The sequence below is a fragment of the Veillonella intestinalis genome, assembly GCF_943192895.1.
Classification (GTDB): Bacteria; Bacillota; Negativicutes; order Veillonellales; family Veillonellaceae; genus Veillonella_A; species Veillonella_A intestinalis.
Window position 1 is genome coordinate 204,192 of the sequence record NZ_CALPCB010000003.1, and the last position, 15,286, is coordinate 219,477.

Annotated in this window: 20 protein-coding genes; all 20 read right to left on the reverse strand. The window is 34.1% G+C overall.

Annotated elements, in window-relative coordinates:
- Window positions 1–411: 411 nt before the first annotated feature.
- The 20 genes from NFR27_RS03670 to hutI all read right to left on the reverse strand — a co-directional run bounded on the left by NFR27_RS03670 (window position 412) and on the right by hutI (window position 15,030).
- Window positions 412–876: a hypothetical protein gene (locus tag NFR27_RS03670; protein WP_251454229.1), complete on the reverse strand. Its 465-nt coding sequence runs from the start codon at window positions 874–876 to the stop codon at window positions 412–414.
- Window positions 836–1,243 carry a hypothetical protein gene (locus tag NFR27_RS03675; protein WP_251454232.1) on the reverse strand — a complete coding sequence of 136 codons (408 nt, stop codon included), beginning with the start codon at window positions 1,241–1,243 and terminating at the stop codon, window positions 836–838. The genes NFR27_RS03670 and NFR27_RS03675 overlap by 41 nt, the downstream gene beginning before the upstream one ends.
- A gap of 219 nt (window positions 1,244–1,462) precedes the next feature.
- Window positions 1,463–2,458, reverse strand: coding sequence for a hypothetical protein (locus NFR27_RS03680; protein ID WP_251454234.1), 996 nt, complete (start codon window positions 2,456–2,458; stop codon window positions 1,463–1,465).
- A gap of 25 nt (window positions 2,459–2,483) precedes the next feature.
- Entirely contained in the window at window positions 2,484–2,978 is a 495-nt protein-coding gene (locus tag NFR27_RS03685; protein WP_251454236.1) for a hypothetical protein, read from the reverse strand.
- A 50-nt stretch (window positions 2,979–3,028) separates the two neighbouring features.
- On the reverse strand, window positions 3,029–3,505 hold the full coding sequence (locus tag NFR27_RS03690; RefSeq protein WP_251454238.1) for a hypothetical protein: 477 nt from the start codon (window positions 3,503–3,505) through the stop codon (window positions 3,029–3,031).
- 85 nt (window positions 3,506–3,590) lie between these two features.
- Window positions 3,591–4,028: a hypothetical protein gene (locus tag NFR27_RS03695; protein WP_251454240.1), complete on the reverse strand. Its 438-nt coding sequence runs from the start codon at window positions 4,026–4,028 to the stop codon at window positions 3,591–3,593.
- 2 nt (window positions 4,029–4,030) lie between these two features.
- Complete coding sequence (locus NFR27_RS03700) at window positions 4,031–4,372, reverse strand: hypothetical protein (protein ID WP_251454242.1); 342 nt, start codon at window positions 4,370–4,372, stop codon at window positions 4,031–4,033.
- 164 nt (window positions 4,373–4,536) lie between these two features.
- Window positions 4,537–5,163: a prepilin peptidase gene (locus tag NFR27_RS03705; RefSeq protein ID WP_251454244.1), complete on the reverse strand. Its 627-nt coding sequence runs from the start codon at window positions 5,161–5,163 to the stop codon at window positions 4,537–4,539.
- 163 nt (window positions 5,164–5,326) lie between these two features.
- Window positions 5,327–5,758 (reverse strand): competence type IV pilus major pilin ComGC, encoded by a 432-nt coding sequence (locus NFR27_RS03710; RefSeq protein WP_420910577.1) that lies wholly within the window; start codon window positions 5,756–5,758, stop codon window positions 5,327–5,329.
- Window positions 5,759–5,788: 30 nt separating this feature from the next.
- Complete coding sequence (locus tag NFR27_RS03715; protein ID WP_251454245.1) at window positions 5,789–6,973, reverse strand: type II secretion system F family protein; 1,185 nt, start codon at window positions 6,971–6,973, stop codon at window positions 5,789–5,791.
- Complete coding sequence (locus NFR27_RS03720) at window positions 6,960–8,006, reverse strand: type IV pilus twitching motility protein PilT (RefSeq protein ID WP_251454247.1); 1,047 nt, start codon at window positions 8,004–8,006, stop codon at window positions 6,960–6,962. Before NFR27_RS03720 ends, NFR27_RS03715 begins: the two co-directional genes overlap by 14 nt.
- 113 nt (window positions 8,007–8,119) lie before the next feature.
- Entirely contained in the window at window positions 8,120–9,229 is a 1,110-nt protein-coding gene (locus NFR27_RS03725) for a GspE/PulE family protein (protein ID WP_251454252.1), read from the reverse strand.
- Between the two features lie 392 nt (window positions 9,230–9,621).
- Entirely contained in the window at window positions 9,622–9,999 is a 378-nt protein-coding gene (locus NFR27_RS03730; protein ID WP_251454255.1) for a hypothetical protein, read from the reverse strand.
- A 540-nt stretch (window positions 10,000–10,539) separates the two neighbouring features.
- Window positions 10,540–10,983 (reverse strand): hypothetical protein, encoded by a 444-nt coding sequence (locus NFR27_RS03735; RefSeq protein ID WP_251454258.1) that lies wholly within the window; start codon window positions 10,981–10,983, stop codon window positions 10,540–10,542.
- A 234-nt stretch (window positions 10,984–11,217) separates the two neighbouring features.
- Entirely contained in the window at window positions 11,218–11,682 is a 465-nt protein-coding gene (locus tag NFR27_RS03740) for a hypothetical protein (protein ID WP_251454261.1), read from the reverse strand.
- A 14-nt stretch (window positions 11,683–11,696) separates the two neighbouring features.
- A complete protein-coding gene (locus NFR27_RS10090) occupies window positions 11,697–11,825 on the reverse strand; it encodes a hypothetical protein (RefSeq protein ID WP_277612522.1) in 129 nt (42 codons plus the stop codon).
- The gene (locus NFR27_RS03745) at window positions 11,815–12,267 is read right to left on the reverse strand and encodes a hypothetical protein (RefSeq protein WP_251454264.1); all 453 of its coding nucleotides are present in this window, start codon (window positions 12,265–12,267) and stop codon (window positions 11,815–11,817) included. Before NFR27_RS03745 ends, NFR27_RS10090 begins: the two co-directional genes overlap by 11 nt.
- Window positions 12,268–12,591: 324 nt before the next feature.
- Window positions 12,592–12,960, reverse strand: coding sequence for a hypothetical protein (locus NFR27_RS03750; RefSeq protein ID WP_251454266.1), 369 nt, complete (start codon window positions 12,958–12,960; stop codon window positions 12,592–12,594).
- Window positions 12,961–13,116: 156 nt separating this feature from the next.
- Window positions 13,117–13,419, reverse strand: coding sequence for a hypothetical protein (locus tag NFR27_RS03755; RefSeq protein ID WP_251454269.1), 303 nt, complete (start codon window positions 13,417–13,419; stop codon window positions 13,117–13,119).
- Window positions 13,420–13,785: 366 nt separating this feature from the next.
- A complete protein-coding gene (gene hutI, locus NFR27_RS03760) occupies window positions 13,786–15,030 on the reverse strand; it encodes an imidazolonepropionase (RefSeq protein ID WP_251454272.1) in 1,245 nt (414 codons plus the stop codon).
- Window positions 15,031–15,286: the final 256 nt, after the last annotated feature.

Consider the following 15,286-nt stretch of genomic DNA (forward strand, 5'->3'; position numbering starts at 1 on the left):
TTCTATTCTACTACATAATTTTTTAAAATTCAAAATTAACTCGCCATATACTAAGAGTTAAAATTAGCCTATTTACGCTATTTTCCTAACTTATTATTCAACACATGCGTTACTCTAATACATGCTATTTCTGTAGTACTTACTAGTTCTTTAAGCCCTAACAAAAGATAAACTAAGGAAACTATAAAACTCAATATATACAAAATAACCGCATATACAAAATAACCGCTTACTTTGGTAAGCGGTTATTTTTCTTGTTTAAGAAACTTTTTTTCTTCAAATGCAATGCTAACAATTTCTATATCTAATTCTTCTTTTGCCATATTTATCATATTTTATGTATATTTTTTGTCATATTTTTTATATATTCTAAAATCACAATTAGATTATCAATATCTCATCGCCCATATACTATAACATTCTGCTGGACACAGTAAATAAAATATGTAACTGACCATTTTCTTTTTTCAATTCCTGTGGCTTAATTTCAAGCGTTGGATGGGCTTCTGTCAATTCAGTAGCAAAAGTAAAATAGTCCTGCAATGCTCCATTTACTTCTATATTCAACTGATTACCCCGTTTCGTCTCTTGTTCTTCCATCGCTATAATTGTCAAAGCTTTACTCCCGATTATTTGCATAATTACATCTTTTAAATGACTTCCTTCTGAAATCTCATTATCAGTTGACGTAATTAGTTCATAGGCCGGACTTGCTACTACTACTGAATCTCCTTCATTTTGCAAAGACTGTTCTTCTTGAGCGGCCACCAACATTGCTTGTTCACTATGAAACCAAAAAGCAAGCACAGCACCTAGGATTGTAATAAAGCAATAACTACTTATTAGTTTTATTATCAGCTTTCTTGGAATCGTCATTCTTGCCATAGCGTCCTGATAACTGAAACGTATGAACTTTACGAGTTGCATCAATGCCTTGCTTCTCATTAATTGTCACTCCCCTTAATACACTCTTTAATTTTTGACTATATGCCAATACGACTTCTGGAGTTGTACTAATACCTGCAATAGTAAATCCTGTATCCGTAAATGTAATCGTATCTAAAACTATGTGAGAGTTAGCACAATCTACCATATGCACTAACATACTTGCTTCTGTAGTATGACTTAAATCCTTCGCCATTAAACGTTTAAGACGTGCATTATATGAAGTTACAGCTTCGTGATTAGATTGACCCATTTCAACTAATTTTTGTGTACTAGCCTCAAGTTCACAATTTCCCATATACCAATAAAAAACTAAACTCCAACAAATTATCGGCAATAATAACAGAAATACTATTCCTCCTATTAACCGACTTTTATGTAGTTTACATATATATTCTAATCTCATAGACCATGTCATAAAATTCATACAATGCTTAACTACCTTTCTAATGCCCTTAACGATCTTCCAGAACCATGCCTTTATATACAGCTATTATCACTTCCCATAATAAAAAAGCTACCTTTTTGCCCCTATACCACCTCGATAAGCAAGACCTAAGGCCATATCCCATAATACTGGTTTTGCAATAGCTCTAGTCTGTTTACTAGCTACTGTATTTAACATAAGGTCCTCTTCAAAAGGAATCGGCGTCAAACGTCCATATTTTTCATATATAAGCTCCCACTGCAAAGGTTCAACTGTTTCCTCCCTTGCTGCCATCTCTTTTTCCATCGGATTTATCTCACCTAACTCTAGTCTGGACGAATTTGTCATACCCCTGTTCAGTTCAGGGTAATCCACAGTCGTTTCAATTTTCATCGGTTTATAATCATCTTCATAGATTTGAACGCCTGCAATTCCCTGTATACCATAGCTATAGAAATCTACTTCCATTTCATCTAAAGCAGAGATTATAGCCTGCATATCAAGGGAGACTAAATAGGTACTCATACAAAGACCATTATACCAACCAGTAAATTCAATTGCATTTTCACTTACAATGCCTATAACAGCACCATTCTTTTCTACAAAACGACGAGTTAATGGAGCTGGTGCCGCATCAATAATCTTCAAATTGCCACCACCTTTTAATGCGCCTGTGGCTAAATCTGTAATATGTTGCTTTTGAAGTGCTACTACGTAGAGTAATTGCTGTTCTGCTGCGTCCACAGCCTCTGGGGGCATATCCTCTAAAACAAAATCATAATAATAAGAATCTTCTGGCCAAGTAACAAATTCAGGTACTGTCCAACGCAACATTTCAGCAACTTCAATTCGTGGTAATCGAGGCAAGATCATAATCTTATCTTGTCGTTCTCCCAATGCTACAATCCCCATTGCTACGCCTTCCAAAGAATATGTCTTAATTAGCCGTTTACAATCTTCAAACAAACTGCCTTGTCGTTCTACTACAATACTATCATTAACCACCTCACCATTTTTTGTCTGCTCCATCTTAATGGCAACCATTTGCGTAATACCTATAGCGATGCCAATAAATTCTGATTTCATATTATTTTCTGTATCCCTTCCACACTTATTGAATCCGTGAAACTCGCTCCACAATCACCGTCTTCTTATCCCCTACACCATACGTATTCTCCTTATGTGAAGCGCCCCCTCTATCTTCTAAGGATTTATTTTCTTCTCTAAATACTACATAGTATCTCACTTGTTGTCCCGTTAATTTATTACGATATGCGACTCTAAAATCCCCTTTTTCGTTAAAGGGACTAGGTGGTGTCAAAATATAAGTAACAACACTTTGTTCAGACTGCTCATATATTACTTCACGCCCCGTAGGCATAGTTATTCCTTGCTCACTATAAGTCCGTAGCAAACAGCCAATGATACCTTCCGCATAATAATTCATGGCAGTTAAGCCCACTTCATCATGAGTCATACTCACTACTATATGCATAGTCGTACTAATAGCGCTCCAAAATAATAATAAAATAGTCCCTAAAATTAAAGCTATATATGTAAAAAATCCACGTTCATTCACATGTAAATCACAGCCTAAGTATTTCATAAGGCTACATCCATCCCGTTTCTAAACTACCCATTCACCAAAATATAATCTTAAAAGTTCCCCTTTGAAAAGCCAAAATAAAATATATTAGGATATATGACAACATCAGTAATTTGCTCATAATCACTACCTCTAATAGCATTAGCACGCCCATCTACACGAGTTCGCCAACTCATTCGAATAGGTCCTTTTTTCATAAGTTGAGAAAAAGGGGGCATTCCTTTTATGGGTGCCACAATCAATTCACCCCATTGTGGGCTTAAGGAAGATGATGAAATAGCTTGTGCCTGACCATCACTCAAAATACGACTAGCTTCACCACCAACAATGCCATATTGTCTAAAACCATCTTGCAATACATAATTGCCCGTACGACTTACCGTCATTTGTTTTGGACTTTGCTTCGTATAATTAGCAATTGTCAAACGAGTTGTTGTTGCATCTAAATATACTTCATTACTAATTTGCCATTGTTGCCACCATTTTACTGATGTTCCCATAAGACTTAGTAACGCTAATAAAGCCATACAAATAATAGTAGAACTTATAAGTAACTCAGCTAATAAAAAACCGCTAGCACGGTTCCCATAATATCGTGCATGACGATTTATTCTAATCAGAAATCCCTTCCCAGATATATGTTTTGAAATGAACCAATTCCTGTTGTTCATAATATCCTATAACCTCTAATTCTTTAACCTCCATATCATGCGCTGTCGTACTATGAACTGTACGTTCCAATCTATAAGGAACTTCTACCTTTGGTATACGCCCTAATATGCCCGTATGTTGATAATTATATTTTCCCTCTTCCATAGCTGTTATAGCTACTTGAATCAATTGTTGTTGTATATTAGCTTTACGCCATTGCATTATCAAAGATCCCATCAATGCAGTAATTGTTAAAATAAATAATACTGTAATTACAGTACCGCCTAAGGCTTCGGCATAGAGATAACCGGCTCTATAATCTGCTCTATGATCTTCTTTATGATCTACTTTGCGCCTATCCAATTTGCTAAATAATCCCCTAATACACTGCACCGTCATAGTTAAAAACTCCCCTCCACCCATCTAATACGAGGTGTTTGCTGTGAAAAAATAAATTTACGATATAAGTGCAATGGATAATCATAAAGTTCATAACTAAATACATCATTTTGACCATCATAACTACCTAAGTATACCGCTTGCTGTGATCTTGAATTATTAACAAGTTTCATAGTATTCGGTAAATGTATATACTGCGTCCCCCAAAGTTCGCCATATAAATTACTACTATATTCATCTGGCCTAATATACATTGTATTTACTGGACTTATTATAGCCCCTGTACTGCCATTAAAAGATATAAACTGCATTCGTTTTAATGTATAGTAAAACTGTCGACTCACCTCATCAAAGCGCCTTGTCTCACTCAAGTTAGGAGATAAAGCTAAATGAGCCATACTAAGTAATAAACCGAGCAGTGTTAAGTAAATTAATACTTCAACTAATAAAAAGCCTTGTTGAGATTGTTTAAATGCAGTATATTTATGGCCTATCTTTTTTCTTCTAGTTAGTAAATCAATATCTGGCCACCTCCCTGCTCCCAAATATACAAACACCAGGTAGCCATACATAAAAAAGGACCAAAGGGTAGTACATATAGTTTTTTTCTAGTTAATAGCCAATACATAAGAAGCCAACAAGTACCACTAACAAAAGCCAATACTATTGCATACCAAAGAGCTACTGATGATAACCATAAAGCAAATGTACTGCACCATTTTATATCACCTAATCCTAACCCTTCATTTGATACTTTTCGAAGTAAGAATCCACCTAACCAAACTAAGGCTGCTGAAATTATTACACTCTTCCAAGCTCCATTTATTAGCCATATTCGACCTAACCCACTTATAGACAATAAAATAGCACCTTCATCAGGAAGAATCAGATACTGCTTGTCGATGGTAGCGCCTATAAAAAGAGTAACTCCGAAGATTATGGTTAAAAATAACTCACTTAGAGAGTTCATAAAATATGCACCACTTAATCCAACTAGTAAACCTATACATACGCAAAGTAGATAAAACTTATCAGAACGCCGTTCTCGTCCTACAATAAACTCCCTTAAGAGATAGAAACTACCTATACCTGCTAATAGGCCACATATACTGCCAATACTAATTTGAAACCACATATACTAACCACAACGTCCCTTTTATACAATAACAGGCCTTCTTAAAACCTATAAATATTTATAAATAAATATAACCATACATTTAATAAATGAATATAAATAACCATATATTCTAAATCTACATATTCTAAATCTATATGTTTTAATTATTTAATAATATTCTTTAATTAGTTTCACTAGCACTATCCGAAGCTGTTACTACAATATGGCTACCAGCTCCGCCTCCATTGCTTTCAGAAGTAACTGTATATTCACCACCTTTAGGTGTTTTAACCGCTTCAGATAAATAACCAGCTTTATATAAATCATCTACCGATGGTACTTGATTAGTTGATTTATCTACCATATAAAGCTGAGCTGCATTAGCAATCGTTTGTGTATCAGCTTTGATTTTAGCATCTCGAGCCTTATCACCAGCCGATAAAAATTGTGGCATTGCAACTACTGCTAAAATTGCAATAATAGCAACTACTACCATTAATTCAACTAATGTAAAACCACCTTGCTTCTTGCGCTTCATTTGTATAGCTTTACGATACGCCATCACCCATTGTTTCACACGTTCTGTAATTGACATCATAGATATTGTTCCCATAACTAACAATCCTTTCTAAACCTAATATTTTTATACATTTTGCATTGCTGTTACAGCATTAAACATTGGTAACATAACAGCAATCACTAAAATAGCTACCCCTATCCCCATAAGAGATACCATGATAGGTTCTAACATTTGTTGCAGTTTATTCATATAGCGATTAGTCAATTGTTCATAATACGTAGCGCCATGATGTAACATGTCGCCCATATCCCCCGTTTCTTCCCCAATCATCACTAACTCCCATAGAAATTCATTACCTAGCTTAACTTCTTTCAAAGATTCCCCCAATGTACGACCATGACTAATTTCTTCACATACCCTATGCTGTAATTGTTCTGCATACGGATTTCCCCAAAGTGAGCCTGTTAAGTTGAGCATTTCTGTAATCGTCAAACCGCTATCTAGTAAAATAGCCCATACCTTTGTAAGCCTAGCTAAATAAAAACAATCAAACCATTCGTGGCCACTACCACATTGCCAAAACTTTCGTAATATTTTAAAACGAAACTTCGATTGTTGCCAGAGCCACCATATAAAAGTCCCTACACTTAATAACAATGCACTGCAAAGCCCTGCATGAAGCGTAACAAAATCACCAAAACTAAATAGTAATTTTGTCAACCACGGTAATGGTACTTGCATGGACATAAACACTTTTTTAAAGGCCGGTAAAATAAAACCTACAGCTACGCCAATAAACAGCAACATTAGGCCTAGTAAAAACAAAGGATATGCTGCTGCACTACTAATTTGGCGTTGCCAAACCATTTGTTTCTCATAATACCCTTTAATCTGTCCAAAGCTATTGCCTAAAGTTCCTGCCGCTTCACCAGCTTGTAATAAAGCACAACCTATGGTAGGAAATCCTAACTGTCCCAATACTTCGGATAATACATGCCCCCGCTGAACCGCTTCATTAATAGCCTTATAAGGAATTCGCTTTGTCGGCTTATCACTCAAAAATTGCATAACACGACGTATAGAAATCCCCGCTTCTAATAAAAGTGACATGCGATAAGAAAACTCTACAATATCCTTATAAGCCCACTTTTTATTCCCTGTCTTCGTTTCCTTAGCAATATGCAATGATAAAATCTGAAAACCTCTATGTCGCAACTTTTGCACGACTTCTTCACTAGCTTCTGCCCACATGGTATCTTCTTGTATCACCCCCTTTGCATCGAAGGCGCGATAACTATAGCATTTCATAACTCTGTTCCAATACCTCCTTAAATTCAGGACGAGAACCCCACTCTTTTTCAAGCGCTGCCACTGCCATTTCCATCGTTTGCATCGGCGGCTGCGTTTCTTGAATAGAAACAATTTGAGGCTCCTTGCGTTGCCTGATTAAATTGGCTACTGCTGGCGTATTCAATAAAATATCCCGCGCCACAATAAATTGATTGTCTATGCGAATTAAACGTTGACACAATACGGCACGCAAGACTTGCGATAACTGAGCACGCACCTCTTCTTGTTGTTCCGCTGAAAATACAGATATCATTCGATTAATAGCCATAACAGCCCGCTGCGTATGCAAAGTAGCAAAAACTAAATGCCCTGTTTCAGCTGCATGCAAAGCGGCCTCCAATGTTTCTCTATCCCGCAATTCCCCAATCATAATCACATCTGGATCTTCCCGAAGTGCATCACGCACACCCTCTGCCATAGAATCCATATCTTGCCCTAACTGTCGCTGATGAATTAAACTTCCTTTATTTTGAAACGTAAATTCAATAGGATCTTCTAGTGTAATAATATGTTTATGAGCTTCCTCATTAATACACGCCAAACAAGACGCTAATGTATAGCTTTTGCCAGAGCCTGTAGCCCCTGTAATGAGAACTAACCCTTCTTGTAATTTCACTATATGATGCAATAATTTACCTGCTTCGCCTTTAGGTAAAGCTAAAGATTGATTATATAAAATACGCAAAGTACCACACATTGTCTGTTGTGATTTATATAAATGAACGCGAATACGAACTGTTTGAAAGGTAAAAGCACTATCTTTTGATTTAGATTTCATCAACCCCTTATCACTCATTAAGTCATCTTCATTCTTTAGCTCCCCCCGTTCACAAGCAAACTGAATCTCATCAAATACACAACTCGAAACACTACTATTTTCACCTACTTGTAGGTCACGACCTAATCGAAAATAAGGCTCTTTTCCCGTTTCCAAATGAATATCGGTAGCCCCTATGGCTATAGCCTTATTTAATAATTCAACTAACTTCATCCGCTCATCCCTTACTATCCGTATGCTCTGCTTATTCACAACATTCTATGTATTTGTAATTTTCTACTACTCACAATATTTAACTTATTCACACTGAAAGAATTCGTATCTAACTATATGTCTATACAAATTCCACTTTGAAGAATGGCTTGTTGCGTAGTTAAGCCCTGTTGTACAACAGTCTTAGCTGATGTTTGTAATGTTGGTTTTACATATCTTGCTAAAGTGTCTGTATTCCAACTACTTAAATGAGCTGGTACCGACCATAATTCATATAAAGCTAAACGTCCATGAGTGCCCGTGGTAGTAACTCGGCGTACCAACCGCTGAGCTAAAGCCCCTAATAAAGTTGCCTTTAATAAATAATCTTCAACACCCATATCTAGCAAACGTTCCCGCACACCAAGCGCAGTATTCGTATGAATAGTCGCCAATACACGATGACCCGTAAGAGCCGCTTGAACAGCCAATTCTGCTGTTTCTGTATCACGAATTTCACCAACCATAATCGTATCCGGATCTTGTCGCAATACAGCCCGCAAAGCTCTAGGAAATGTCAACCCAGCTTTAGGATTAATCTGTACTTGAATAGCCCCAGGAATATCTGCTTCTACAGGATTTTCTAAGGAAATAACATTCTCAGCCTTAGTATCCAATAATCTGAGCAATGCATATAAAGTACTCGTTTTACCCGATCCAGTAGGACCCGAAATCAAAAACAAACCATACGGCCGTTGTAAAATTTCTCCAACAGCTTCTCGCACCTCTGCTGACATGCCTAATTCAGCTAAACTTTTATAACAATTTTCATTCCCTACAATACGACATACAATCGTTTCGCCATAAATTGCCGGCAACGAAGACACTCTAAGCAACACTTCCTTAGCAGATACTATTTTAGAATTATTGGTAGCACCTCCCACTTTCTCCACATCTACACTAGTAAGACTTCTCGATTTATCTACAATGGATGAATCATGCCAACACCAACGACCATCTTGAGGCAAACGCTTTTCACTAATATCTAGGCCACTTAAAATTTTAATACGATTTATAACTTGTTCCGCTTCACGACCAGTTATAGTTCGATACGCTTCCAATACTCCATCAATACGAAAACGAATTAAAATCCCCTCTTTTACCGCATCAAAATGAATATCACTAGCTTTCGCTACCATTGCCTCATGAATAATTGCATCTAGCTCAAATTCTACTTGAAACATAAAAATAACAACACCGCCCTATCATCTACCAAAATATCTTTCAACTCTATAAAAGCAACTTACAACTCAACCTATTTCAAATATCATACATACACCTTTAAAAATCACTGCTAACGAAGAATTCTCGAAAAAATTTTTAACTCCTGCCAAATTACACTAATGGTATGAACTCGCACTGACAGTGTGAATAAAAAATAGCCAATAAAAAACTAGACTGAAATATTGACTAAGCCAACATTTCAGTCTAGTTTTTAAAATACACATGTTATATTCTTCTATTCTCTTAATTATTTAAAATAGCATTTTATCTAACATTATAAATTGAGAAGTTACACTACCGCCAGGAAATACGGCCAAATAAAGTGCTTACTACTTACCTTACTTATACTAACTCAATTAAAATAAATTCCACCAAACCACCATGTAAAAGCTCGGAAAATATACCACAGAATAAATGCAATATTTAATATGTACATCCATATAAAAAATAAAATTCGAACCTTTCTAGAATAATTTCTCCATAACATATTAATTTTATAATAGTATGTAAATATAGAAAGTGAAAGCCCTAACAATATAGCAAGTCCCAATTCAAACCCAATATTAGCTACAATAGGAGATAGAAAAGATATTGCAACAAATAATATGCCTAAAGGTAGAAATAAATAAATTTGCCATATATTTCTATTAATATGTTTTCTTTTACCATAACGAAACCCATAAAATAAGAAAAAACATACAGCTCCAATTATTATGCCACCAGGGTTCACTTTTAATTCTCCTTTATTTAAAATACGTTCCCGTTCATTTTATTAACTCCAATATATATGGAATTAAATCTTCCCCTAAAGTACAAAAATACAAAAAATAATACTGACACACCATAATATAAAAAAGGAAAGGAATTAATCTTAACTATACCATATGTGCAAATATAATAAATCAAAATCAATGAAAATATATTGTAGGATAGAATCAAAAAAGAAAAATATAACTTTAAAATCAATATGATCATTTTCTTTCAAAAAATGACTTGCTTTTTTAAATATTTATATAAAAATAAATCTAATTGAACTAAAGAAGCTATCATCAAAAATAACTAGATTAATAATTTATCAGTCATGTTCCTTCCCTCATCTCTCTTTTTTCATATTAAACTTTAAGTAGTAACTATAGTTATAGTTTTGCCTTAGAGAGTTTCACCTATATCCTGAATCATACCAATCTTATCAATGCCATTACTATTACCTATAGTGATAACCTGTTCTACTCTATCACTCTACTGTGAAAATATAAAATAATACCCCAAACTATTTTACGATTATCCACTTATTTTCTTTAATAAACTTTTTTAATTCATTAATTTGTAATACGGTAATCTCATCTCCTGCTTTCACATTATCATTTATAATCATTTGTGGATTAGTATTTACTTGACTTGATATATCTTCTAAATATTTCCAATTATTTAATTTTACTATGCCTCCTGTAAATGGTCCCAATCTTGTATAAAAGGAATCTATAAAATACCAAGTATTATATGCTTCTCTATATATTAAATATGCATCTTTTTCATTACTACTAGCTTCTTTTATTATCAGCACTTTTTTTCGTTCAGAACCAATCGGTGTTTCTTCAATTATTTTATATGCTTTAGCATTTAAAGCTATTACATTATCTTTTTTTTGATTAAAATCTAAAACCATACCATTATTCAATATTTGAATATTATAATTATCAACTTCTACTACCATATCACTACTTTCTTTAAACACTCCTGAATTAATATAAAAGTAAATCAAAAATATAATATTAACCACTATCGAAAGATTTAATATAAACCATAAAACACTATTTCTCTTTAACATCTTATTTATTAACCTCTACAACCATCTCAAACTCTACATATATTTCAATAGGATTGATTGCCCCAGTTCTTTGCCAATCTATTCCAATTACATTAAAAGTATTGAAATTTAAATCCAGTCTTAAATATTACTCCGAGCAAAAAAATTATTATAATGAAATATTACAACCCACTCATTAGTAAATTCATCTTTACCTGTAATCTTATTTTTTTTCATTATTGGTTCTGCTATAAAAAAATATTGATTATTATAAGCACTAAAGTCTTTATATTTTATACCAATTTCACTAATCACCCACCCCATTCGCTCAAACTGTTCAATTAATTCATTTAATATTATATCCGGAGAATCATTAGTATGTACTATAAAGCTTATTTTCTTCTCAATCTGCAAATAACCTTTAACTTTCATTTCACTATGCTCATATTTTTGAACAAACTCTATTTGTTCTGCAGCCTGCTTCAAGAGTTCTACCCTCTGATCAATATAAGAGTGAAAAACAATTTGATACAAGCAGCCCAATAAAAATACGGAAATTAAAACGCCTCCATATATATATCCTAATTTACGAATAAATTTCCTCACTTTACAAATCTCCTTTATCCATTAAAGAATATCCCCATCTGTTGTAAGCCGCGCCCTTCTGCCATACTGGCTTGTAACGCACTCGCTGTATGGCTTTGGTAATATTCATATTTATAAGCTAATGCTAGATACCTAAAAAGCACCTTGAGATTTATATGTATTATTGTGACTCTTCAAATACTCATAGTTATAACGTATTTTATAAGGCATTTCTTCTAATGATTTAAAAATAATGGTATTATATTTATTTTTTATAAGTTCTATTTTATAACTATTTTGATATTCCATCTCATCTAAATATAAATAGATATCATCATTATCATCAGAAAATATAATATAAATTCCCTTTTTATAGGCATAATAAGTTCCATCTTCTTTAAGTAAAGATTGACCTTTATCAATTAACTCTATTTGCTTTTTTTTATCAAAAATACTATTATACTTTTCCATAATAACATATCGATATGTATAATATTCATATTGATGCCATAAAAATAAACCTATTATTTGAAAAAAAGCTATAGAAACTAGAATTAGAATCAAAATGCTTATAACTTTTATACTATTTTTAAATAAATTCTTCATAATACTATATAACTCCATTGAATTTTATTATATATACATATGATTCCAAATATTCTGCGCTTAGAGCTCTGTAATAAGACATCATTTGCCCCTATAGCTTCACTAACGGCCTGAATAGTACCTTTTGTATCATCATTACTCGTAGCCGTAATGGATATTTGACTATCTTTCGAAATGACATTACCAGCAATATATGTTGTCGAATGAAACGATTCCGATTGTGACGAGGTATAGGCGCCCTAAACTAACTGTTAGGCCTGAGCTAGAGCGTTTAACATAATATGTTACATCTGCTGTAATTCTAAAGTCGTCGCTAAAAAATATTCATACCATAAAAATAATGCAAACTTTAAATCCATATAATATTATGATAAAAACTCTTAAAATATGACATATTACATAAAAAAGGCGCCTAATATTTCTGCTAAATTTATTCCAGACCTTTCCTAATTTATAATACCTAATAATTATAGAAATCCATGTCCAACCTAAAAGCCCTGCTCCAAATTCAAATAAAACATCTCCTACATAAGATAATGATAGCAAAGAAGCCATAATAAAAACTATACCTAGTGGCAGAAATAAAATTGTATACCATATTGTTCTATTTATATCTCTTCTATCACCATATCTAGAATAGTAAAAAGATAAAAAACATGAAACAGCCATAAAAAAACCGCCTGGATTTATCATCTTATTACTTACCTACCTTTTCTAAATCAGTTTTAGCTCTTGCCCTAAATGTTATACATTTAAGGTATCTCCTTCACAAAACCAAAAACCAAACTCCCATGACGTGATTAAACGCCCTTCACTAAAACATACAACCTAAGCGAACAGACAATAACATTAACTACAAAGTTTCAAATTTAATATTTTACTCCGAAGTACATACTTATAAGGCAATAAAAAAGAAGATCCCATCTCATCTACTGTACTTACTATTTCAGTGGACGTACGGATACCTTCTATCTCTACTCGCTTTGTCTGGTTTTGTTCATTACAAGCCTCTGCTCGTTGCCGTTCCATTGCTAATTGTTCTTGCTGTACTACATTCAGCATCACTAAATCAGCGGCACTCACTAGTACAATCCCCCATACAGGTGCACTGATAGCCATAACTATGGCCATTTTAACACAAGCCTGTCTCATACTAACACTCCTAGCCTCTCACTTAATCAATATATTTTATACCTATATTCATTCTATTTATGACAATTTTATCTCATATATAAGCGTTTGTCCATCATCATTTTTTCATGTATAAATAAGATATCACTATCTTACAAAAAATATAGCAATTATTTTTGTATCCTTTTAAAATTTAGGAAATAAATAAAAAATATCGTACTACCTTATTTAATATTAAATAAGGTAGTACGATATTTTTACTTCTATTAAATTATGTCATTTCTAAATAAAACAACAATATCCGACTTTTCAAGTAGCCAAAAATTTAACCACTAAATTTATATAGCGCCTTGTCGTTCGGCTATTAATCATAATAGATTGATTAACCTATGCTTGATATACTACTTTACCTTTTTTAATAACAGTTTCTACAATATTCACACCCGTATGGTATGGCAAGAATTTATAGGAAGGATATTGAAGAATCACAATGTCAGCTTGTTTTCCTTCTTCAATAGAACCAATCTGATCCGCCCGTCCTACAGCAGCTGCCCCATTTAGGGTAAGTGCTGTAATCGCTTCTTCCGCGGTCATCCCCATATAAATAACTCCAAGAGCAATCATAAGTGGTACAGAATTTGTAAAACCACTACCTGGATTAAAGTCAGTTGCTAACGCTACGGCACAGCCTGCATCAATCATTTTACGAGCTGGTGCAAATTGTTCTTTTAAACAGAATGCGGTTGTCGGCAATAAAGTTGCCACTGTATCACTGTTCGCTAATGCCTTAACACCTTCATCAGAAGCATGCAATAAGTGATCCGCCGAATGACATCCTAGCTCAGCACCTAATTCAGCACCACCTAAGGTTACAATTTCATCGGCATGAATTTTCAAATCGAACCCCATATTTTTAGCTTGTTGCAAGAATTGACGGCTCTCTTCAATAGAGAATACACCTTTTTCACAGAAAATATCGCAGAATTGAGCTAAATCTTTTTGTTTTACTTCTGGCATTACCTCATCGACTAAGAATTGTAAAAATTCTTGATTCCGCCCTTTAAATTCAGGTGGAATAGAGTGAGCCCCCATAAAGGTACGCACAATTTCAACAGGTTGACGATTTTCAAGCTCTTTCATTACTTCCAACTGGCGAATTTCAGTATCATGGTCCATACCATAACCACTTTTACCTTCTACCGTAGTAATACCAAAGGCCAACATTTTATTTAAAATATCTAAGCTATGATCAATTAATTCCTCAGCCGATGCATTACGAGTAGCCTGCATTGTATTATTAATGCCACCACCACGTTCCATGATTTCCATGTAGGTCATGCCTTCCATGCGCCACAAGAACTCATCAGCACGATATCCACCAAATACAAAATGAGTATGAGAATCTACAAAACCTGGTAAAACTGTTTTTCCAGTAGCATCAATTTGCTTATCTGCTGGTACGCTTGCTTCCCAACTTTGGTCATTACCAATCGCTTTGATACGTCCATCTTCAATAAGTACTGACGTATTTTCATAAATACGAACATCTTTCATAGCAGCACCTTTAAGAGCAGTATGGCCTAATGGGGTTACTACTTGAGATGCATTTTTTATTAGTAATTGTTCTGACATATATCTCTCCTTAAATGGAACAGTAACCACTGCTAGGCCAAACAGGCCTAACAGTGGTTGCTATTATAATAAACTACTTAGTATATAATTTTTCTACCGTGTCTAAATCCTACCGAGCTGTATTTATATATGACTAACGGTATCTACCGAGCATTAATGACTAAGTAGAACGTTAGCTGTTAGAGCTAACATTTTTAGTGTATCACTTAATTGCTACTTTGGCGAGTCGTTATGATAATTGCGAGTCAATCATAAC